The 20,239-nt window shown below is 60.9% G+C and carries 18 protein-coding genes; 9 read left to right on the top strand and 9 right to left on the bottom strand.

The window, feature by feature from the left end; all coding sequences use genetic code 11:
* Positions 1–25 precede the first annotated feature (25 nt).
* On the bottom strand, positions 26–631 hold the full coding sequence (locus FHS49_RS11830) for a cupredoxin domain-containing protein (protein ID WP_184018773.1): 606 nt from the start codon (positions 629–631) through the stop codon (positions 26–28).
* A gap of 134 nt (positions 632–765) precedes the next feature.
* Here FHS49_RS11830 and FHS49_RS11825 point away from each other — a divergent pair, with 134 nt between their 5' ends.
* Complete coding sequence (locus FHS49_RS11825) at positions 766–1,653, top strand: DUF3034 family protein (protein ID WP_184018771.1); 888 nt, start codon at positions 766–768, stop codon at positions 1,651–1,653.
* Positions 1,654–1,666: 13 nt separating this feature from the next.
* Positions 1,667–2,137 carry a group I truncated hemoglobin gene (locus FHS49_RS11820; protein ID WP_184018769.1) on the top strand — a complete coding sequence of 157 codons (471 nt, stop codon included), beginning with the start codon at positions 1,667–1,669 and terminating at the stop codon, positions 2,135–2,137.
* Between the two features lie 347 nt (positions 2,138–2,484).
* On the opposite strand, the gene FHS49_RS11815 is transcribed toward FHS49_RS11820, so the two are convergent.
* The 3 genes from FHS49_RS11815 to FHS49_RS11805 form a co-directional block, all read right to left on the bottom strand.
* A complete protein-coding gene (locus FHS49_RS11815) occupies positions 2,485–3,300 on the bottom strand; it encodes a hypothetical protein (protein ID WP_184018767.1) in 816 nt (271 codons plus the stop codon).
* Positions 3,301–3,429: 129 nt separating this feature from the next.
* A complete protein-coding gene (locus FHS49_RS11810) occupies positions 3,430–3,717 on the bottom strand; it encodes a UvrB/UvrC motif-containing protein (RefSeq protein ID WP_184018765.1) in 288 nt (95 codons plus the stop codon).
* A 116-nt stretch (positions 3,718–3,833) separates the two neighbouring features.
* Positions 3,834–4,307, bottom strand: a complete 474-nt coding sequence (locus FHS49_RS11805) for an Hsp20 family protein (RefSeq protein ID WP_184018763.1) — start codon at positions 4,305–4,307, stop codon at positions 3,834–3,836.
* A gap of 555 nt (positions 4,308–4,862) precedes the next feature.
* Between FHS49_RS11805 and FHS49_RS11800 the strand changes: the two genes are divergently transcribed.
* On the top strand, positions 4,863–5,132 hold the full coding sequence (locus FHS49_RS11800; protein WP_184018761.1) for a hypothetical protein: 270 nt from the start codon (positions 4,863–4,865) through the stop codon (positions 5,130–5,132).
* A gap of 136 nt (positions 5,133–5,268) precedes the next feature.
* Positions 5,269–7,779, top strand: coding sequence for an esterase-like activity of phytase family protein (locus tag FHS49_RS11795; RefSeq protein WP_184018759.1), 2,511 nt, complete (start codon positions 5,269–5,271; stop codon positions 7,777–7,779).
* A gap of 128 nt (positions 7,780–7,907) precedes the next feature.
* Here FHS49_RS11795 and katG read toward each other — a convergent pair whose 3' ends face one another.
* Together katG and FHS49_RS11785 are read right to left on the bottom strand one after the other, a co-directional pair.
* On the bottom strand, positions 7,908–10,169 hold the full coding sequence (gene katG, locus FHS49_RS11790) for a catalase/peroxidase HPI (protein WP_184018757.1): 2,262 nt from the start codon (positions 10,167–10,169) through the stop codon (positions 7,908–7,910).
* Between the two features lie 188 nt (positions 10,170–10,357).
* Positions 10,358–11,131, bottom strand: a complete 774-nt coding sequence (locus FHS49_RS11785; RefSeq protein WP_184018755.1) for an N-formylglutamate amidohydrolase — start codon at positions 11,129–11,131, stop codon at positions 10,358–10,360.
* Between the two features lie 30 nt (positions 11,132–11,161).
* Here FHS49_RS11785 and FHS49_RS11780 point away from each other — a divergent pair, with 30 nt between their 5' ends.
* The 4 genes from FHS49_RS11780 (at position 11,162) to FHS49_RS11765 (ending at position 15,310) form a co-directional block, all read left to right on the top strand.
* Positions 11,162–12,085, top strand: coding sequence for a transglutaminase family protein (locus FHS49_RS11780; protein ID WP_184018753.1), 924 nt, complete (start codon positions 11,162–11,164; stop codon positions 12,083–12,085).
* Complete coding sequence (locus FHS49_RS11775) at positions 12,085–12,894, top strand: transglutaminase-like domain-containing protein (protein ID WP_184018751.1); 810 nt, start codon at positions 12,085–12,087, stop codon at positions 12,892–12,894. The genes FHS49_RS11780 and FHS49_RS11775 overlap by 1 nt, the downstream gene beginning before the upstream one ends.
* Positions 12,895–13,015: 121 nt before the next feature.
* A complete protein-coding gene (locus tag FHS49_RS11770) occupies positions 13,016–13,690 on the top strand; it encodes a spermine/spermidine synthase domain-containing protein (protein WP_184018748.1) in 675 nt (224 codons plus the stop codon).
* 108 nt (positions 13,691–13,798) lie between these two features.
* Positions 13,799–15,310 (top strand): serine hydrolase domain-containing protein, encoded by a 1,512-nt coding sequence (locus FHS49_RS11765; RefSeq protein WP_184018746.1) that lies wholly within the window; start codon positions 13,799–13,801, stop codon positions 15,308–15,310.
* A 334-nt stretch (positions 15,311–15,644) separates the two neighbouring features.
* On the opposite strand, the gene FHS49_RS11760 is transcribed toward FHS49_RS11765, so the two are convergent.
* On the bottom strand, positions 15,645–16,583 hold the full coding sequence (locus tag FHS49_RS11760) for an SDR family NAD(P)-dependent oxidoreductase (protein WP_184018744.1): 939 nt from the start codon (positions 16,581–16,583) through the stop codon (positions 15,645–15,647).
* Positions 16,584–16,765: 182 nt separating this feature from the next.
* Here FHS49_RS11760 and FHS49_RS11755 point away from each other — a divergent pair, with 182 nt between their 5' ends.
* A complete protein-coding gene (locus tag FHS49_RS11755) occupies positions 16,766–17,902 on the top strand; it encodes an aldose epimerase family protein (RefSeq protein ID WP_221240511.1) in 1,137 nt (378 codons plus the stop codon).
* Between the two features lie 35 nt (positions 17,903–17,937).
* Here FHS49_RS11755 and FHS49_RS11750 read toward each other — a convergent pair whose 3' ends face one another.
* Positions 17,938–19,230 (bottom strand): sensor histidine kinase, encoded by a 1,293-nt coding sequence (locus FHS49_RS11750; RefSeq protein WP_221240492.1) that lies wholly within the window; start codon positions 19,228–19,230, stop codon positions 17,938–17,940.
* A gap of 41 nt (positions 19,231–19,271) precedes the next feature.
* Entirely contained in the window at positions 19,272–20,021 is a 750-nt protein-coding gene (locus FHS49_RS11745; protein WP_184018738.1) for a response regulator, read from the bottom strand.
* Between the last annotated feature and the right edge of the window lie 218 nt (positions 20,022–20,239).

The following is a 20,239-nucleotide window of genomic DNA, read 5'->3' as shown; positions in this document are numbered from 1 at the left end:
GGCTTTGTGGGACGGACCGCGGATATCATCGCGGTGCCACGCGCATCGTAATCAATTTCGCGATCGACCCGCTCGCGGGCAATGGCAATGGCGCCACGAACTCGCCATTCTTCGCAACCGCCTTTGGATGCCACACGGTGATCGTCGAAGAGCCGCCGGGGATGCCGGAAATCGTGACGCGGCCGTTGGCGTCCGTTTTTCCAGCCCAGGGGGTATCAACGACGCGGATGAACGCCGACATCTGATCGTGGATATTGCAGCCGAGCGCGATCGTGCCGGCAATCTCGAAGCGCACCGAGTGCGTATCGTCCTTGCCATACAGCTTCAGCTCGAAGCGCTTGGGTTTGGAGAAGGAATAGACGTGGTGCCGCACCTTGTCGCGATTGGGAAAGGAGACCGTTGTCCCTTTGCGAACGAGAAGCACATCGGGCGCGAACTGGATATTCTGCTGGGTGATGCTGGGTGCATCGGTGAAAACGGATGCCGTTCCAACGCGCGTAGCCGGGCTTTGCACGCTGACGACCGCATTGCGCAAAGGCTTGCCGTCCGCGCCATTGACGGTGACGGACAAGGTGGTGGCTCCGAGCGTGCCCGGAAGGATTCCCGCACAGATAATTGCTAGCAAACGCATATACATAGAGGTGGCAATTGACAGTGAATCCTTAAATATGAGTGTGCGAAGGATTATGAAAATTTTAACCCTGTTCTGGTCAAGGGTGTCGGGTGCTTCCTGTTTTCAATGGGGCATCTGTACGGAGAATATTCATGGCCAAGACGGCGCGTCTGACGCTCTTTGCCCCACTGCTTGCAATCATTTTTCCATCGCTTCCGGCATTCGCACAGGGCGACTATCGCTCAGGCGGAAAATTGCTGCTGACGGGTGGCGTCACAAGCGTCGAAGGGGCCAGCGGCGGCGGTCTGGCGACATGGTCCACCATTGCGGGTGATGAGACCGAACGGGGCATCGGTGCCAGCGCCAGCGCCACATGGATCGAAACGCGCGATTTCGGCATGACCGCTTTCGGCGGCAAGATCGGTCTCTTCGATCGCGTGGAGCTATCCTATGCGCGCCAGCGCTTCGATACCAATGCGGCCGGGGCCGCGCTTGGTCTGGGGGCCGGCTTTGCCTTTGGTCAGGATGTCTTCGGTGCCAAATTGCGCCTGTTTGGCGACGCTGTGTATGATCAGGATCGGTTCCTGCCGCAGGTTTCTATCGCGGTTCAGCACAAGCACGCCAATCGCGGTGCGGTCATTGGTGCCATTGGCGGCCGGGATGACAGCGGTACTGATTATGTCCTGTCCGCCACCAAAATCATTCTCGACAAAAGTCTTGTCCTGGGCGGCGCGGCGCGCCTGACCAAGGCCAATCAATTCGGTCTTCTGGGTTTCGGGGGCGATCGGCAGGGCGCGGCCACCGTCCAGTTCGAAGGCTCCGCAGGGGTTCTCGTCAGCCATAAACTGCTGGTCGGTGCCGAATATCGCTCAAAGCCCGATAATCTCTCCTTCGCGCAGGAGGATGATGCTTATGATCTGTTTGCCGCCTATGCGCTGCATCGTCATCTGACCGTCACCGCAGCCTATGTCGATCTGGGCGATATCGCCACGGTCAAGGCGCAGCGTGGGTTCTTCCTTTCAATGCAAGCGGGATTTTGAACCGATGCTCACAATGTTTCTCCTCCTGCTCGCCTCCGCACAGGTTTCCATGACCGTACCGGCAGGCGAAGAGCCGGTTGAGCCCTATGTCATCCAGGACAGCAACGCTGGTGCCACCCCGTATAAGACGGATCGGTGGTTCAAGGCATTTCATGGCCAGCCGGGGATAGACCGCATCGTCGAATCGTTCATGGATCGCAACATCGCCGATCCGGTGATTGGCGAAATCTTCAAAAATCAGGATGATGTCCGGATCAGGCGAACCCTGAAGGAGCAGATCTGCTATCTGCTGGGTGGCGGCTGCGCCTATACCGGGCGCGACATGAAGGGCGCACACCAGAACATGGGCGTGCAAACGGCCGACTTCAACGCGCTGGTAGAAAACCTGCAATGGGCGATGAGAGAAGAGGGCATTGCCTTTGCTGCCCAGAACAAGCTCCTCGCCAAACTTGCGCCGATGAAGCGAGACGTGGTCGAGCGCTGAATTCGCGCGCGGACAGGCACGCAAAGTCGCTGGAAATGGCCTTTTGCGCATCGGCAGGGTAGGTCGGGCGGCCCGGAGGTGTCATGGGCTGCCTAATTTCACTGCACGGATCAGAATTCGCTGATCGCCCGAATGGACTGGCTGGGCCGTATCCGGCCGCGCTGCTATGATCCTGTCTGCCGCCGATCCTGCGCCATAATAGGTTCTTTGCCATGTGATCTCGGGAAGCGGTGCATCCCGCGTGAGAAACAGCGTGACGTCCCGTGTTCGGCAGGCTCTGCCGGAGCAGCCGATGTAACTGAGCGGCCCCACCACCTTCGGGCGCGCACCATTGACGAGGATGCCTTTCACGGCGCCCCCATTTTTGATGCGCAATTCCTGCCGGTCCGCCAGCGGTGCCGCCATTCACTGATCGTCCGAATGTCGTCGCTGATGCTGTCGAAGGATACCGTAATGCCTCCATCGTCAGGCAGCGGGAATGCGGGAGCGCTCCAATGACCGTCATCGCGTGATCGTTCACCAAAGGCAGCGGCGGCTCTGATGCCGGCAGGCAAGGGGCCGTTGTTCCATATCAAGAACGCACCCTTTCCATCCACATCCTCATGGACGATCGAGAGATGGCGCGGCGCATCCTGGCTGTGAGAGGGGGCGATCAAGACGCAGATCGCCGCGATCACCATCACGATCGCACAGATCATGGACGCCATAAGGACGTGCCGGACGCCGGTGAGCATCGAGAAAAGGAACATGAAGGTCAGCAGCAATGTGGCTGGCGCAGCGCGTTCGATGAAAAGCGCTTCCTCCATGCCCCCGCTGAGCGGCAGCGCGATGATGATGAACAGCAATGCCGCCGCACCAAGCAGAACGGGCACCGCTTTGCGCAACGCCGGCACGCCAAGCGCCAGTGCCGCGCAGAGGATCGGGATGATCGGCCATACCACCAGAATGGAAATGCCCGGCACGAACATGAATGTCCCGGCCGCCGGGAGGATCAGCCATATCCAGGACGCGGCCACCAGTCTCATCCCGCTTTCCAGCCGCAGGACATGGATCACGAGCGCTGCGCCCAGCAATGCGGCCGCCCCGAACGCCGTTCTCAGAGCGACGGGATAAGCGCTGGCGAATGCGGGTTCAGCCCGCAACGTCGCCAATAGAAGACCCATGACAAAGGCCAGTCCCGTTCCGGCGATCACCGCCAGCGGGGGCGCGAGCAGCGTCCTCGCCGGCCCGCCGCCATTCGATCTCGCGTAGACGAACCCTGCGGAGGCCGCGCCATGTCGTGTGGTGCGTCGTCACTTACGCGGCTTTCCTCGCAGCGATTGGCCGGACGTCATTGGGTCAGGCTTGGCGGGCGGCGTCCAGCCCGAGGGGGGTACCATGCGCTGCTGGCTGGTTCCGAGGCCCATCGCCCCCGGCTTCTGGCGTTCCAGCCCGCCGAAGTCCGCCTGCTCAGCCTCTTCTGCCGTAGCACCCCCACGCATCAGATTTATTTTGTCCCGGCACCGCTTTGCTTCCTCGAAATCCAGAGTGCGGGCCGCGGCCTCCATCTTGTGTTGCAGTGTTTCAATCGTTTCGCTCATGGCAGATCAACGCACAACCCAGATATTTGGTTACATGGGTGCCAGTGAAACGGGTAACGCAGAATGGCCCGCCGGCCCGCCCGGCGGCGGTGCCGGCAGACTTTGCAGGCAAGGGATCAGGCGGCCTGTCGATCTTCCTCCCTCGGTGCCGCGATGCGGTCATTGGCAATTGGGGCGCTGCCGATCTCGATCCGACGCGGCTTCATAGCCTCCGGCACGACGCGCCGAAGCCTTATGCTCAGAAGGCCGTTTTCGAAGCTGGCATGGCCTGCTTCCACGAAGTCGGCGAGTTGAAAGCGTCGTTCGAAAGTGCGCGCGGCGATGCCACGGTGCAGATATTCGCCCGCGCCCTCGCCTCCGACGGGCGCGCCCTTGATGGTCAGCAGATTCTGCTGCGCAACCACTTCGATATCTTCGGGCCGAAAGCCAGCCACCGCGAGAGTGATCCGGTAATTATCCTCGCCATCCTTCACGATATCGAATGGTGGATAGCCGTCATCTTCGCGCGATCCCGCCTCGAGCAGGTTGAAGGGGCGGTCGAAACCGACGGTCGAGCGCCGGTAGGGGGCAAAGTCAAAGTTGGTTCTCATCTCCAAATCCTCCAAAAGAAGCAATTCGGACATGAGCAGCGCCGGTAACGAAGAGCCGGTGCCCTCTGTGTCCACCGGACCCGAACGGCGCCCGGTGAAAAAAATTTAGGTGAGCATCAGAGGCTTTCAAGAGACTGAATACCAATTTTTTGGAGGGTCGAAAAGAAGTCGATTTTGAGAACGGTGCGTCATCCCGCGGAGCATTCTTCCGAATCTCGCAACGAGATGACCCTCAGCGCGTTTCGCGCACGTCGCAGCGACCTCAATGATCTGGTAGCCGGACCGAGGCTTTGGCCGGATTGGGGGATAGTGGCGGACATATTCACTGGAGCTGAAAATAAGGCATTTTGCTCGGAAAGGCCCAAATCGCATGGGAGATTCTGATTGATCGGGAACGCTTCTGGCAGCGACGCCGGTTCAGCCCGCCTGCGCCGACCAAAAATCCGTATTAGCGGTATTGGCTTGGCGCGGCGCAACCGACATATCGGCCCATGCAAATGAGACTGGACCCACAGGGGTCGAAACCTGGCCATGGCAATAGTATAGGAACCTGGCATGAAGGATGGACTGAAACGAAAATCCTGCCGCGCTGCCCCAGAAACCATCTGGGCAACCCCCGCCGAAATCCTCTCAGGCAGCGCGCCGATCATCGAAGGGTCGCTCCGCGAGTGCATCGGCTTTTGGGCTCGGCTGAGCCACGCAGCGCGCGCGAATGTCGTCATCCGCATCAGCAAACTGCTGATCATCGAGAATAACACCTATGAAATCGTCGCCGAGCCGGATCTCACGACGTTGCGATTGCTGTCGCGCCGCCGCTGGGTCTGACGCACTGGCAATCGGGCTTACGCAGCGAGCGCGGCGAGACACGCCTATTTTCATGCAATCATCACGAGTTTGACCCTGACGTGTCACGACGCTGGTCTAGCCGAACGGCGACACGGAATTGCTGTCGGGGGAAATCATGATGAAACTTTTCACGTTGCGCGCGAGCGCATCATTGGCCGCGCTTGGCCTCGGTCTGCTGGCGGCGATACCGGCCAGCGCCCAGTCGCGTCAGGTCACGACGCCAAACGTCACAACCGCCGACGGCACGACCAGCGTTTCGCTTAACGGTGCCACTTTTTCCAATCAGGGACTGGTCGGTGCCGGCCGGCTTGACGCCAATGTGCGCGATTTCCGCAACGAAACGCTGGGCAGTTTTTCGGATATGGCGATTAATCTGTCGACCTGGCAGCGCAATGCCGACGGCAGTTATGGCGGCAGCATGTTCACCTTGCCGGATCGCGGTCCGTTCGATGGCGCGATCGACTATCGCAACCGCGTTCACGCCGAGAGCATCATTTTTCGGCCTTTGACCGGCACGGCGGCATTGCCGCAATCCCCAACGTCGCAGAGCCAATTGACCATAACGCCAACCGGCGGCTTTACCCTTACGGATACCACGGGTGTTGAAATGACCGGCCGGGATCCCGCGGGCAGCACCATCACACGCAACGGCATCGTCTATCCCATCGCCACGGTCGGCACAGCCGCGGGGCATATCAGCCTTGATGCCGAGGCCATTGCCTTCCGCCCCGACGGCACCTTTTACATTTCCGACGAATACGCTGCCGGCCTTTATTATTTCGACGCCACGGGCAAGCAGATCGGCGCGATCCAGACCATCCCGGCGTTGCTGCCGCTGACCGGCGGCGCGGTCAACTTCAACAGCGTCACGCCCGGCCAGACGGGCCGCCGCAACAATCAGGGCCTTGAGGCCATGACGATCACACCGGACAATAAGAAGCTGGTGACGATCCTGCAGTCCGCGACGGTGCAGGACACCAATGGTGCCAACCAGCAGACTCGCAACAACACGCGCATATTGGTTTACGACATCAGCGCCACCGGGACACCGACCAACCCCATTGGCCATTATGTCCTGCAACTGCCCGTCTTCAACAACAATGGCTCGGGTGCGGCACCGGACCGGACGGCGGCACAATCGGAGATGCTGGCGTTGAACGACACCCAATTTCTGGTGCTCGCCCGCGATGGCCTCGGTCGGGGTGTTGCCGCCAGCGCCAGCACCAGTGGCACGCCAATGTTCAAGAGCATCCTGCTTGTTGACACAACCGGGGCCACCAATCTGGCAGGCACACAATATGAAACGGGCAATACGCCGGTTGCCACCAATGGCGCGCTGGTCCCTGGTATCACCGCAGTCCAACAGGTCGAACTGGTCAACATGCTGAACCCGGTTCAACTTGCGCGCGTCGGCATGAACATCAACCGTCTGCCGCTGACGAACGCCACGTCTCTCGGCGAGAAATGGGAAGCCATGGCGCTTGCGCCGGTGCTGGAGGAAGGTGCGCCACAGGATTTCTTCCTGTTCGTCGGCAATGACAACGACTTTCAGGGTACCGACATCCTTTTCAACGGCGTCCCCGGAGTTTCGGGCGCGCTTGACGGTAGTGGCAACAATGACAGCATCATGCTGGTTTACCGCCTGACACTGCCGACCTATGTCGATCCGCAGGCACTTCAGGCGATGAACGCCATGGCACCCGACGTGCTCTATGGCACGCGCATGGCGATGAACGGTCTGGGCACGAGCGCAACACTCCCGGCGATGCGCTTCCTCAACGCTCAACGCGGCTGGGTCGCACCCACCTTGCGCACCCAAATCTGGCTCGACACCGACTGGACCAAGACCGGTGCCGGCGCGAGCCCCCTCACCGGACTTGACGTGGACACGATGGCGACCACGATCGGTTTCGACATCCCTTTGAACGAGACCGCACGCATCGGTGTCATGGGCGGTTACCGCAAGATGGATGGTCGTCTCGCATTCGGGAGTCCGCTTGATGCGCGCGCCTGGACGATAGGTGCCTATGCAGCCGTCGCCACGCCATCGGGATTTTACGCCCAGGTCTCGGGCGCATGGATTGGTGACGCAAAGTTTGGCGAGATCGGTCGCGTCTCGGCCTATGGCCAGCAGGCTCAAGGCGAAACCAAGGGTGACGGTTGGGCCGCAAGCGGGGAAATCGGCTGGACAATACCCGTTGGGCGGATGACTCTGACGCCATTTGCCGCCGTTGATTATACCGACCTTGGTCTCGACGGCTACACCGAGACGGGCGCCTCCGTTTCCAATCTGGTTTATAGCGATCGCAGCTTCAAAAAACTCTCGGCCAGCCTTGGCGGTGAGCTAGGCGTCCAGCTTGGCGCGATCCGGCCGGCCATTCGCGGCGGCTATAGCGTCGAGAGAGAAAGCGGGGATGAGACTGCCATTGTTCGGCTCGCCTCGGCCCAGCATAGCATGGGAACGGTAGACCTCTCGCTGGCCAATACCGAGCGGAACAGCGCCTTTGGCGAAATACGCGTCGCCATGCGCGATGGCCCGTTATCGGGCTATGTTTCGGGGCGTGGCCGCTGGGGCCGCGGCGATGACGATGCCCGTGTCTCGATTGGAGCAAGCTTCGCATTCTAGATCCTATACGGCCTCTGCGCGCGTCCAGTGCGGGGATGCCGGGCGGGGACTTAAAATCCCGCCCGGCATAGATACCGCGGTCCTCGCCAGGAGAGACCGACGCGCGCTGGCGATGCCGGCCTCAATGATCAAAAACGATCGGCGTTCATCACCTTTGTCCAAGCCGCAACGAAATCATCGACGAATTTCTGTTGCGCATCTTGGGACGCATAGACTTCGGCGACAGCGCGCAGTTCCGAGTTGGAGCCGAAGACCAAATCGACGGGCGTTGCCGTCCATTTCGCTGTCCCGCTGGCGCGATCCTTGCCATCATAAAGGCCGGGCGTGGCCGACTTGTTCCACACCGTGTCCATCGTCAGCAGGTTGACGAAGAAGTCGTTGCTGAGCGTGCCTGGACGGGTCGTCAGCACGCCATTCTTCGATCCACCACTATTGGCGCCGAGCGCGCGCATACCGCCGACCAGCACGGTCATCTCCGCTACGGTGAGGTCGAGCGCATCAGCCTTGTCGACCAGCGCGTCGGTCGGGCTCACCTCTGCTTTGGGACCATACCAGTTGCGAAAGCCGTCAGCCTTGGGCTCCAGATAGGCGAAGGAAGCGACATCGGTCTGCGCCTGGATGGCGTCGACGCGGCCCGGCGTGAAGGGCATGGTGACATTATAGCCGCCCTGCTTGGCCGCCCGCTCGATCGCCGCATTGCCGGCCAGAACGATGATGTCGGCCATCGACACCTGGCTGCCTGACTTCGCGAAATCCTTCTGGATCGCCGTCAGCTTCGTCAGCACTTTGTTCAGCTCGAGCGGATCGTTGACTCCCCAGCCCCGCTGCGGATCAAGCCGCAGGCGCGCGCCGTTCGCACCGCCACGCATGTCGGTGCTGCGAAAGGTGGCGGCAGAGGCCCAAGCGGTGCGGACCAGTTCCGGCCCGGTCAGGCCCGAGGCAAGCACGGCAGCCTTCAGCTTCGTCTGGGTCGCGGCATCGATCGGCGCGAAACTCGCCTTCGGCAGCGGATCCTGCCAGCTATAGGTTTCGCCGGGGATGTCCTTGCCCCGATAGCGACCTTGCGGGCCGAGATCGCGATGGGTCAGCTTGAACCACGCACGCGCAAAGGCCTTGCTGAAAAGTTCCGGATTCTTCTGCCAGCTTTCGAGCACCTTGCGGAAGCCGGGATCTTCCTTGAGCGCGATGTCGGTGGTGAACATGATAGGCGCGTGGCGCTTGCCCTCGACATGCGCGTCGGGAACCAGTTCAGCAGCGGCCGGATCGGTCGGAATCCACTGGGTGGCACCGGCCGGGCTCTTGGTCTTGACCCATTCGAAGTTCAGCAGATTGTCGATATATTGGGAGGTGAATTGGGTCGGCGCTGCGGACCAGGCACCTTCCAGGCCGGACGTCAGCGTGTCCTCCGCATTGCCCTTGCCGCATTTGTTGCGCCAGCCAAGGCCTTGCTCCTCCATGCCCGCCGCCGTGGGCTCTGCGTCCAGGCACTGGTCCGGCTTCTTGGCACCATGCGCCTTGCCGAACGTGTGGCCGCCCGCGATCAACGCCAGCGTCTCCTCGTCATCCATCGCCATCTGGCCGAAGGCGCGGCGAATGTCGGCGGCGGCACCGATCGGGTCGTGATTGCCGTTTGGCCCCTCCGGATTGACATAGATCAGGCCCATTGTGGTAGCCGCCAGCGACCGCTTGAGCGAGCCATCCGGGTTGGAGCGCTCGGTCCCCATCATCTTGGTTTCCGGTCCCCAAAATACGACGTCGGGCTGCCAGGCGTCGATGCGCCCGCCGGCGAAACCGACGGTCCGAAAGCCCATGTCTTCCAAAGCCACATTGCCGGCCAGGACCATGAGATCCCCCCAACTGAGCTTGCGGCCATATTTCTGCTTGATCGGCCATACCAAGCGGCGGGCCTTGTCGAGGCTGACATTGTCGGGCCAGCTATTAAGCGGATCGAATCGCTGTTCGCCGCCATCAGAGCCGCCACGGCCGTCACCCACGCGATAGGTGCCGGCGCTGTGCCAGGCCATGCGGATGAAAAAAGGCCCATAATGCCCATAATCGGCTGGCCACCAAGGCTGCGAGGTGGTCAGCACCTTGCGGATGTCAGCCTTGAGTGCATCGAGATCGAGGCTGTCGAATTCCTTCATATAGTCATAGTCGGCACCATAAGGGTTCGACATCGACTCATGTTGGCGCAGAGCGGTAAGGTCGAGCCGCGTTGGCCACCAGTCTTTATTGCTCATGCCGCCGGGCTTTTCGCCAACGGGCGGCTTGGCCGTCTGGCTCACGGTTTCCGCGTCGGTGGCGGACTTGTTGGGCTTGGGTTCTGCAGCATAGGCGGGCGACGTCGCCGCAATCATCAGCGCGACAAGTGAAATATGGTATCTGGACATGGTTTCTCCCCTGTATTCGTTTCGATCCTGCACTTGGGACCGCCAATTGATAGGCGAGGCGGCTTCATTGCCGAAACGAATCGATTGCGTCAGAGTGATCGACAATGTCGATGTGTTACGGCCTCGCCATCTGGGGTCGTGGCACGCCGCGTCAGCGATCGCGGCTTCTGCATTCTGACCTAGACCGGCTAAAACTGACCTGTGGTTCCGGAGTTGAGCGCATCGCACAGCGCGCGCGCCATCCATGCGACGATGTGATCCCGGCGCTCTGCGGTTAGCAAATCCTGTCTGATTTCGATCTCGGCATAAGGCAGATTTCGCGCCCAGGCATGGAACGGCACGGTGAAATCGGTTTCGTCCATATGATAGGGCTCATTGTCCCCGATGATCATATCCGGGTTCAGGCGAAGCACGCTCAGCAATCGTCTGGCGTAATCGGGGATGCCGTCGGCGTGCAGAATGCCGACATGCCATGGCCTATGTTCGCCTGCGAGCACGGGCGTGAAGCTGTGAAGCGCCACCAGCACGGTCTCCCGATCGGTGCGTTCGTCCAGAATGCCAGTGATCGCCTGGTGATAGGGGGCATGGATGGCGTGGATTCGGTGCGCGCGATCCTCGGCGCTCAATCGGGCGTTGGCGGAAATGAGAGTGCCGTCCGACAGCGCCGGGATTGCGTCGACGCGCGATGGGTCGCGATTGCAGTCGATCACCAGGCGCGAATAGCGCTGCATGACCAGCGTTGCATCCAGCACAGCGGACAAGGAGAGCGCAAGATCGCGCGCGCCGATATCGCAGGCGATGTGCCGATCGAATTCTGACGGCGCCAGATCAAGCCCGTTCAAGCGGGCCGGCACGTGCTTGCCAGCATGATCGACGATCAAAAGGAACGGAGACGGGCCTGAACGGTTAAGGATTTCGACGGGCTCAGGGTCGCCTGAGGACAGCAATGGGCCGACAGCCATGATGATCTTGCTCCGGAAGGGACATCTTCGATGCCGGTTCTGACGATAACGCACAGGACATGCTATACGTACCGTCAGCCGGTGTCCTTTGGCGAACATCGGATCATGGTGCGCCCGCGCGAGAGTTTCGATCAGCATTTGATCGACGCCAGATTGGATATCAGTCCCGATCCAGAAGAGCTACGTTGGGTGCAGGACGTGTTCGGCAATGCGGTGGCGATCGCGACCTTTTCGGGCCGCGCCTCCTTGCTCGATATCAAGAGCGTGGTCCGGATGAATCATCTTCCGATCGCGGCCAACAGCGTGGAGATCGAGCGTTACGCCCGGCAATTTCCCTTCACCTATTCGCCCGAAGATATGCCCGATCTGCTGCGTTCGATCGAGCGGCAGCATCATGATTCCGCACGGATCATTGATGGCTGGGCGCAAGGCTTTGTCAGCCGGGACGGGCGGGCCGATACGCTGGCGCTGCTTGAGGAGATGACCCGCCGGATCAAGCAGGATTTCACCTATGTGCCGCGCCCGGAAAAAGGCACGCAGACTCCGGTCGAGACGATCCGGAAGGGGCGTGGCACGTGCCGGGATTTCGCGGTGCTCATGATCGAGGCAGTACGTGCGCTGGGCTTTGCAGCGCGCTTCGTATCCGGCTACCTTTACAATCCCAACCGAGAAGAGGGGCGGCTGGGCGGGGGCAGCACGCACGCATGGGTGCGGATATTTCTGCCGGGTTCGGGCTGGGTGGAATTCGATCCCACCAACGGCATCATCGGCAATCATGGCCTGATCCGCGTGGCCGTGGCGCGTGATCCGTTTCAGGCTGTGCCGATCTCGGGAAGCTGGTCCGGCTTTCCATCGAGCAGCCTGGCCATGACCGTCGATGTGGATGTGGTCGCCCATGATGACAGTGAAGCAAATCCGCTTGCGCCACGCGCCGTTAAAGGGAGTTCCGTTTGATGCTGATCCGTGCCGGCTTCGATATCGATTTTGAGTGCGAGATCGACACGCCCATGATGGCGATGCTGAGCGTCCATCCGAGCCGCAATCGCGATCTGCAGACTCCGCATCGTCTGATCCTCAATCCGGAAATTCCGATCTATGATTATCTCGATCATTTCGGAAACGTCTGCACCCGGCTCACGATTCCTGCCGGTGGCGCATCGCTCTCCTGCGATTTCACGATTGCCGACAGTGGCGCGGTCGATCGTCGTCCGCCCGATGTCGGCCAGATGCCCGTCTCCGAACTCCCGGACGATGTTCTCGTCTATCTGCTTGGTAGCCGCTATTGCGAGACGGATCGTCTGCAGGACACTGCCTGGTCGCATTTCGGGCATGTTTCGGGCGGCCGTGCGCGGGTTGAGGCGATCGTCGATTTCGTCCATCATCACATCGCGTTCGGCTATCAGCACGCCCGCCCCGACAAGACGGCATGGAATGCCTATCAGGAGCGCGTGGGCGTATGCCGCGATTTTGCGCATCTCGCGATCGCGATGTGCCGTTGCATGAACATTCCCGCGCGCTATTGCACCGGCTATCTGGGCGATATCGGCATACCGCCGATCGACGCGCCGATGGACTTTTCAGCGTGGTTCGATGTGTATCTGGATGGCGAATGGTATCAATATGACGCCCGCCATAATCGACCCAGGATCGGGCGGATCCTGATGGCACGCGGCCGTGACGCCACCGACACCGCACTCACCACGGCGTTCGGCCGCGCAGACCTGGTCCGGTTCGAAGTGCATACGGACGAAATCGAAGGCTGAAGGGCAACGGTGGCGGTTCGGTTGAACGCCGATGGTTCTCGACGGCAGGGCCATCCCGCGGCTATTCGCCGATCCCCAGCGGCGCGCTTTCCGGGCCGCTGACATATTCGGAGTGCATTGAATGATCCCGCGCGAACTGATCGATACAGCGCAAATCCCTCAGGGTGATGAGTTGCGGCTGTTCCGGCGCGGCGACGATTTCATGATCGTGCTTGATCGCAATGAATTGATGAACAGCCGCATGAGCGGATCGGAAGAGGCGCTCGCGACGATGACGTGCGAGCGTCTGTCCGCGCGCAAAGCGCCACATCTGCTGATCGGTGGCTATGGCATGGGGTTCACCTTGCGCGCCGCATTGGCGGAAACGCCGGCGGACGCGCGCTTGACTGTGGTCGAACTGGTGCCCGAAATCCTGGAATGGGCACGCGGACCGATGCACGTCTTGACCGCTGGATGTCTGGATGATCCGCGGGTCAGTCTGATCGAGGGGGATGTCGCCGCGGAGATTGGCGCTGCGCGCGGCGTCTATGACGCCATATTGCTCGATGTGGACAATGGCCCGGATGGCCTGACGCGCAATCGGAATGACGGCCTTTATTCCGCACGGGGTCTGGCGGCGGCCAAGGCAGCATTGAAGCCCGGCGGCGTGCTGGCCGTCTGGTCGGCCGCCCCGGACAAACCGTTCGCGCAGCGGCTTCGGGATGCAGGCTTCCTGACCGATGAGGTGGTCGTGCGGGCGCGCAGCAATGGCAAGGGGCCGCGACATGTGATCTGGTTCGCGGCCAAGCGCCAATAGCGAGCCGGGTTGCTCGATCGACGGATAGTGCATCCTCTGCGGCCATTGGCATCGCTTGCTTTGGCCTCTGTTGCCGGCGAGAAGAGGCCTGACGACGCGGATGGGGGAATGATGATGCTGATACGACGGCTGACCATGGCTCTGGCAGCGTTTTCCTTACTGGCCACCCCCGCGCATCTGTGGGCGGCCAGGCCCGACGCGCGCGTGCTGGCGGACATCGAGCATATCTTCGCACAATGGCGCACAGACGCCCATGTGCCTGGCCTGGTCTATGGCATCGTCGCAGACGGCGAGCTGGTTGCGCTCAAGACGATGGGCGTATTGGAGAAGGCTTCCAATCGACCCGTGAAGGAAGACAGTCTCTTCCGCATCGCATCGATGAGCAAGGCCTTCACCGCCCTCGCGATCCTGAAGTTGCGGGACGAAGGAAAGCTGTCTCTCGACGCGCTGGCCGAAACCTATGTGCCGGAAATGCGGGACTGGAAATATCCCACAAGCGACAGCCGCAAGATCCGGGTGCGTGATCTTCTCCACCACAGCGCCGGGCTGGTGACGGATGATCCCTGGGGTGATCGTCAACAGCCTCTGTCAGAAGCGGAGTTCACCCGGATTTTGAAGGCGGGCGTGCCCTTCTCCCGTGCGCCGGGCATGGCGATGGAATATGCCAATTTCGGCTATGCCACGCTCGGGCGCATCATCACCAACGTCTCGGGCACGCGATATCAGGATTATATCCGCGAGACGCTCCTCCTGCCACTCGGGATGTCGGCGACGGGTTATGATATCAGCCAGTCTCCTGCGGACCGTCGTGCACTTGGATATCGCTGGCAGGATGATCAATGGGTCCGCGAACCGGATATGGCCGATGGCGTGTTCGGTGCCATGGGCGGTATTCAGACCGATGCGAAGGATTATGCGCGGTGGATCGCATTCCTGCTATCCGCCTGGCCGCCGCGGGACGATGCCGATCCGGGGCCGGTCGCGCGGGCCACGGTGCGCGAGATCGTCGAAGGATCGAATTTCGTTCACGCGATCCAGCGATCTTCCGAGGTCAACCCGACGCCATGTCGCACGGCGCGGGCCTATGGCATGGCCTGGCGCGTGCTGGACGATTGCGATCTGGGCCTTATCCTGACGCATGGCGGCGGTTATCCGGGCTATGGATCGAACGTCTTGCTGCTGCCCGACAAGGGGGTTGGCATTTTCGTGTTCACGAACCGCACTTATGCCGGACCCTCGGCACCCGCGATGAAGGCTGCTCTGGCGCTCAATGCAACCGAAGCTTTCCCTGATCGCGCGGTGCCGGTCAGCCGGCATGTAGCGGACGGCTATGCGATTGCACAGTCCATTTGGGCGGCGGGGGATGTGCTGGCCGTTCGGAATAGGCTGGCAATGAATTTTCTCATGGATCGGGATGCTGCTCATTGGAAAAATGATCTGACGCGTCTGAAGGAAGAGGTCGGCCGATGCGCCACGCGCGGATCCGTGACCGCCCAGAGCGCGATGGAAGGCGGCTTCGAATGGACATGCGAGCGTGGCCGTATCGCAGGGCATTTTCTGCTCGCCCCCTCCAACGCGCCGACGTTGCAGGCGCTGACGCTGGAGATCGTCAGACCCTGATGGACGTGGAATGACGGCGATCAAGGCCGATCTCTGCAAGCATTGGCGCGGCGCGCCATGCCGAACCCGGCAAATCCAATAACGCGTCCTTCAAACATATTGTTGCTGGCGGGCGGGGACAGCTTGCCGGCAACTTTCGCTGCGTCGCTTTGATCGATTCGCTTTCCGTGTTCGCCAAGGTAAGGGCATGGCGAATAACACCGGCGTGCCGCCGCGCTTTCAGGTGAATTACCGCGGCTCCAACAATTTTGTGATCCGCGGCGCTTCCTACACCTCGATCGAACGCCGGGGCGGTCCGGGCGCCCCTTTGAAAGGCCGCACAGGTTACACGAATTCAATGATCGAGGAGATATCCGCCATCGAGCGGAATCACCGCGCCGTTGAGATAGCTATTGGCGATGATCGCCAGCGAGAGGCCGCCGATGTCTTCGAAACCGCCGAAGCGCCCGGCCGGCACCTCGCGCAGCAATATTGCCTTGCCGGCTTCGTCTGGCGCGAAGCCGTCCATCATCTCGGTTTCGAAATAGCCCGGCGCGATGACGTTTACCTGGATACGGTCCTGCTTGAAGCGTCGCGCCAGGATTCTCGAGAGATGGTGAAGCGCGATCTTGCTGGGATAATAGCTGAACGATTCCTCGCAATGGATCGTGAAACCGGCGGCTGATCCGATGTTGAGGATTTGCGCGGGGATATGGTCCGCGGCGGTACGGCGCAGCAAGGGGTGAAGCGCCTGGATGATCATGAAGGGCGCCTTGAGGTTAATGTCGAGCTCCTGGTCCCAAATTTCCGCCGGAAAAGCTCCGAACGCTGCGTTGCGCGATAGGCCGGCGTTGTTGACCAGGATGTCCAGCCGGTTCATCGATCCTGCCAGCGTTGCGCGCAGACGCTCGATGTCGGCGGCGGATGTCACGTCGGCGGCAATCGCGTGACAGACACCGCGCCCCCCATCGAGTTCGGCGGCAGCGCGCTGGGCTCGCTCCGCGTTGCGGGCGACGATCCAGACTTCAGCGCCTGCGGCGATCAGCGCGCGGCTGATCATTTTGCCGATCCCGGCCGAGCCACCGGTGACGACTGCGGTTCTGCCTGACAGGCCAAACAGCGATTCAAAAAATCCTTCGTTCATGCGTCTGTTTCCCTTTCTTCTGGCGATAGCCGTGTCGGGATCATTACCGGTCAAAGATTCTGCCGCGCCAGCATCATGTTTAGGGCGCAGCGCACTCAGAATTAACATGGCAAAACGAATAGATGCTATTGTCGCCGGGTCAGCCGCCACGGCCTTCGCTCATCGCAATCAGCCGAAGCTACACATCGTCGCACGGGGACGAACCTGCGCCATAGGTTCGGCTCAGGCCAGAAGCAAAAAATTGGCCTTACCTCTGCTCTTAAAATCCTTCATCGTCGGCTGAACCAAGAATGGATCCTTCAGGATTCGCATTTTTGAGAGGATCAAGCATGATGAATTGGATGAGGTTTGCCGGTGCGCTGGCGTGTTTGACGTTTTCGCACGTCGCGATCGCAGGCGACATATCCCGGCACACGTTCGGGCAGACGGAGACCGGCCGCATCGTCGAGAGCGTGAAGCTGTCCAACGACAATGGCGTGTCGGCCACGATCATCACCTATGGCGCTGCGCTGCAGTCGCTGATCCTGCCCGATGTGAGCGGCGCTCACGTCGACGTGGCACTGGGCCATGCGACGCTGGCGGAATATGTCGCCAAGCGGCAGTTCATGGGCGCGAGCGTCGGGCGCGTAGCGAACCGCATCGCCGGCGGCCGTTTCAGCCTTGATGGAAAGCCTTATCAGGTGACGTTGAATGACGGTCCCAATGCCCTGCACGGCGGCGTTACAGGCGTGGATCAGGCCGTGTGGGACGTCGTCGAGGCGAAAGCGGATCGCGATTCCGCGCAGGTCACGCTCCGCCTCGTAAGCCCGGACGGAGATCAGGGTTTCCCCGGTCGGGTCACAACCACCGTCATTTATCGCCTGGATGACAAGGATCAGTTGAGCATCGAATATCAGGCGACAACCGACAAGGTGACGGTGGTCAGCCTGTCCAACCACGCTTATTGGAATTTGGCCGGTGAGGGCTCGGCTTCCGGGGCGATGGGGCTCACGCTGGAAATTCCGGCCGCAAGCTATCTGCCTGTGGATCAGACGCTGATCCCCACCGGCTTATTCACGGCGGTCGAAGGGACGGCATTTGATTTCCGGACGCCGCGGGCGATCGGCGAACGCGTGCGGACCGCGAGCGATGAACAGATCCGCATTGGTCGCGGCTATGATCATAATTGGGTCGTTGAGCGCACGCCTTCCGGCACGATGCACCTGATGGCGCGCGTGACCGATCCGCAATCCGGCCGTGCGATGGAGCTTTGGTCTGACCAACCCGGCCTGCAATTCTATTCGGGGAATTTTCTGGATGGAACGTCGCGGGGCAAGAGCGGACAGCTTTACCGCCAGGGCGACGCGATCGTTCTCGAACCCCAGGCATTTCCGGATGCCGTCAATCAACCTGCGTTCGGGTCTGTGCGGCTGGTTCCCGGGAAGACATATCGAAATGCGATGATCTATAAATTCAAATCCTCCCGGTGATGGCTATCAGCAGATTTTCTCCGGAATGATCCGCCTTACTGCATATGGGGCAGGGTAACTCGCGCGGATAGGCCAGCCGGAACCCGTCTTTCGAGCAGAACCGTGCCGTTATGCGCGTGGGCGGCGGTTTGAACGATCGAGAGGCCTAGCCCGACCCCGCCCGTCTTGCGATTCCTGGAAGATTCACCGCGGAAAAAGGGTTCGAAGGCGCGAACGATCTGATCGTCTGCCATGCCCGGCCCATCATCGACGATCTCGACAATGGCACAACCAGCTTCCCGGCGCATCGACACGCGCGCGCCACCCCCATATTTGACTGCATTGTCGATCAGATTGGTGAACAGGCGCTTCAGCAGCAGCATATCACCCATGATGGTGATCGGCTGCGGCGCGACGATCGCGACGTCCATCTGCATATCGGCGAAATCATCGACGAGACTTTCGACCAACATGCCAAGATCGAGCGGCTCCATCGTGCGCGGACGGCTTTCATTCTCGACGAAATCGAGGGTCGTGCCGATAAGCTGCTCCATCTGCCTGATTTCTTCTTCGGCCGCGCGCCTGATCGGGGCAGGCGCTGATGCCAAATGGAAGTGAAGGCGCGAGAGAGGCGTTCGCAAATCATGCGCGATGGCACCCACCACCGAGGTGCGTTCACGCACGAAGCGGGCGATGCGCGACTGCATTTCGTTTAGCGAACGCGCCGCCATGCGGATCTCGGTCGGCCCATGAAGCGCCACCGGATGCTCCTCGATCCCGGCACCAAGCCGCTCCGCCGATGTCGCGAACGCGCGGATCGGTCGGCTGAGCCGCGCGCTGAACCAAAGGCTCAGCGGCAAGACGAAAAGCAAACCCAGGACGAAGCCATAGCGGCCCGCCAGATTCCACAGGCTTCCGGGCGATCTCGCGACGCGGGTGATAAGTCGCCATCTTTCATCCGGGGTTTTCAAGGCGATGGTGAAGGTGCCGACGATAAAGGGGTCGGCCGCGCCGTCTTTCCCATACAATGCCGATTCCTGCGCGATCTGATCATAGCGATCGCGATCGCCCCGGTTCAGATAAACGCGGATGTCGCTGGCCGGCATCTTCAATTGCGCTGCCAGCATATCCGATATCAGGCGCTCGGTGCGGTCGCTCGACAGGGGCGGCGCGCTATCCTGTTCATGCAAGCGGATGACAGGTTTTTCCCGGACCAGGGGAAGGCCGTGCACGATGCGCGACATTTCATAGACCGATACCGGAACCCGCTCGCGCGGCAGGATCAGGAACAGAATCGACAGGCTGAACAGAGTCATCGTCAGAATGACGACGAGGGCCAGAGCCAACATGTGTGCATGGATCGAATTGATCCACCTCAGGAAGCGGCCTTTCACAGCCGTGTCACCGGCGGCAGGAACATATAGCCTTCATTGCGCACGGTGCGGATGATTTCCCCGTGCAGTCTTGTGCCAAGCTTGCGCCGCAATCGGCTGACCTGGGTATCGACCGCACGGTCAAAGGCTTCGGAATCCTGCCCCCGCGCCAGTTCAAGCAATCGATCGCGGCTCAAGACCCGCTTTGGCCGTTCGACCAATGCGAGCAGCAAACCGAATTCGCCTTCGGACAGACTGATGATGACACCCGAAGGGTCACGCAACACCCGCCTGACCGGATCGAGGCTCCAGCCCTCGAAACCGTAATGCGCGGTGATCGCCGGCATTTCGGGGGCATGCCGGCGCCGGCGTTGCAAGGCACGGATCCGGGCCAGCAGTTCGCGGGGCGAAACGGGCTTCGCCAGATAATCGTCAGCGCCCACTTCCAGTCCGATGATGCGATCGGTTTCCGAGCCAAGCGCTGAGACCATGATGATCCGCACGTCTTCATCGAGCGCCAAAGACCGCGCGATGGAAAGACCGTCCTCACCCGGCATCATCACATCGAGGATGATGATGTCGGCGGGTGCCTGGGCCAGTGAGCGCCGCATGGACGGCGCATCCTCCGCCTCGGTAACATCATAGCCCTCGCTGATCAGGAAATCGCGTATGAGCCGTCGCAATGCAGGATCGTCGTCCACGATCAGGATATGCGGCAATGCGCCGCCCGGATTTTCATCATTCGTCGAAGCCGTCACGCTGTTCATCGGCCTGGCTCTTCCCAATGCGCCTTTGCCGACCCTATTTTTAGGCACGGTTCGGTCGCTTCCCATCCTATGGCAGCTTATGGCCGATGTTGATGGCCGGAGTTTGTCCGGAGAGACACAATCGCCGTCGCGATCCCCCGCCAAACGCCGCGCCGCAAGGCATTTGGCCCATCGCCGTGAAATATGCTCTTATTCTTGTCAGCGCAGACAAATCAAAC

This window comes from Sphingobium boeckii, from assembly GCF_014199215.1.
In the GTDB taxonomy this organism is placed as follows: domain Bacteria; phylum Pseudomonadota; class Alphaproteobacteria; order Sphingomonadales; family Sphingomonadaceae; genus Sphingobium_A; species Sphingobium_A boeckii.
This window is presented reverse-complemented; position numbering and strand designations above follow the sequence as displayed.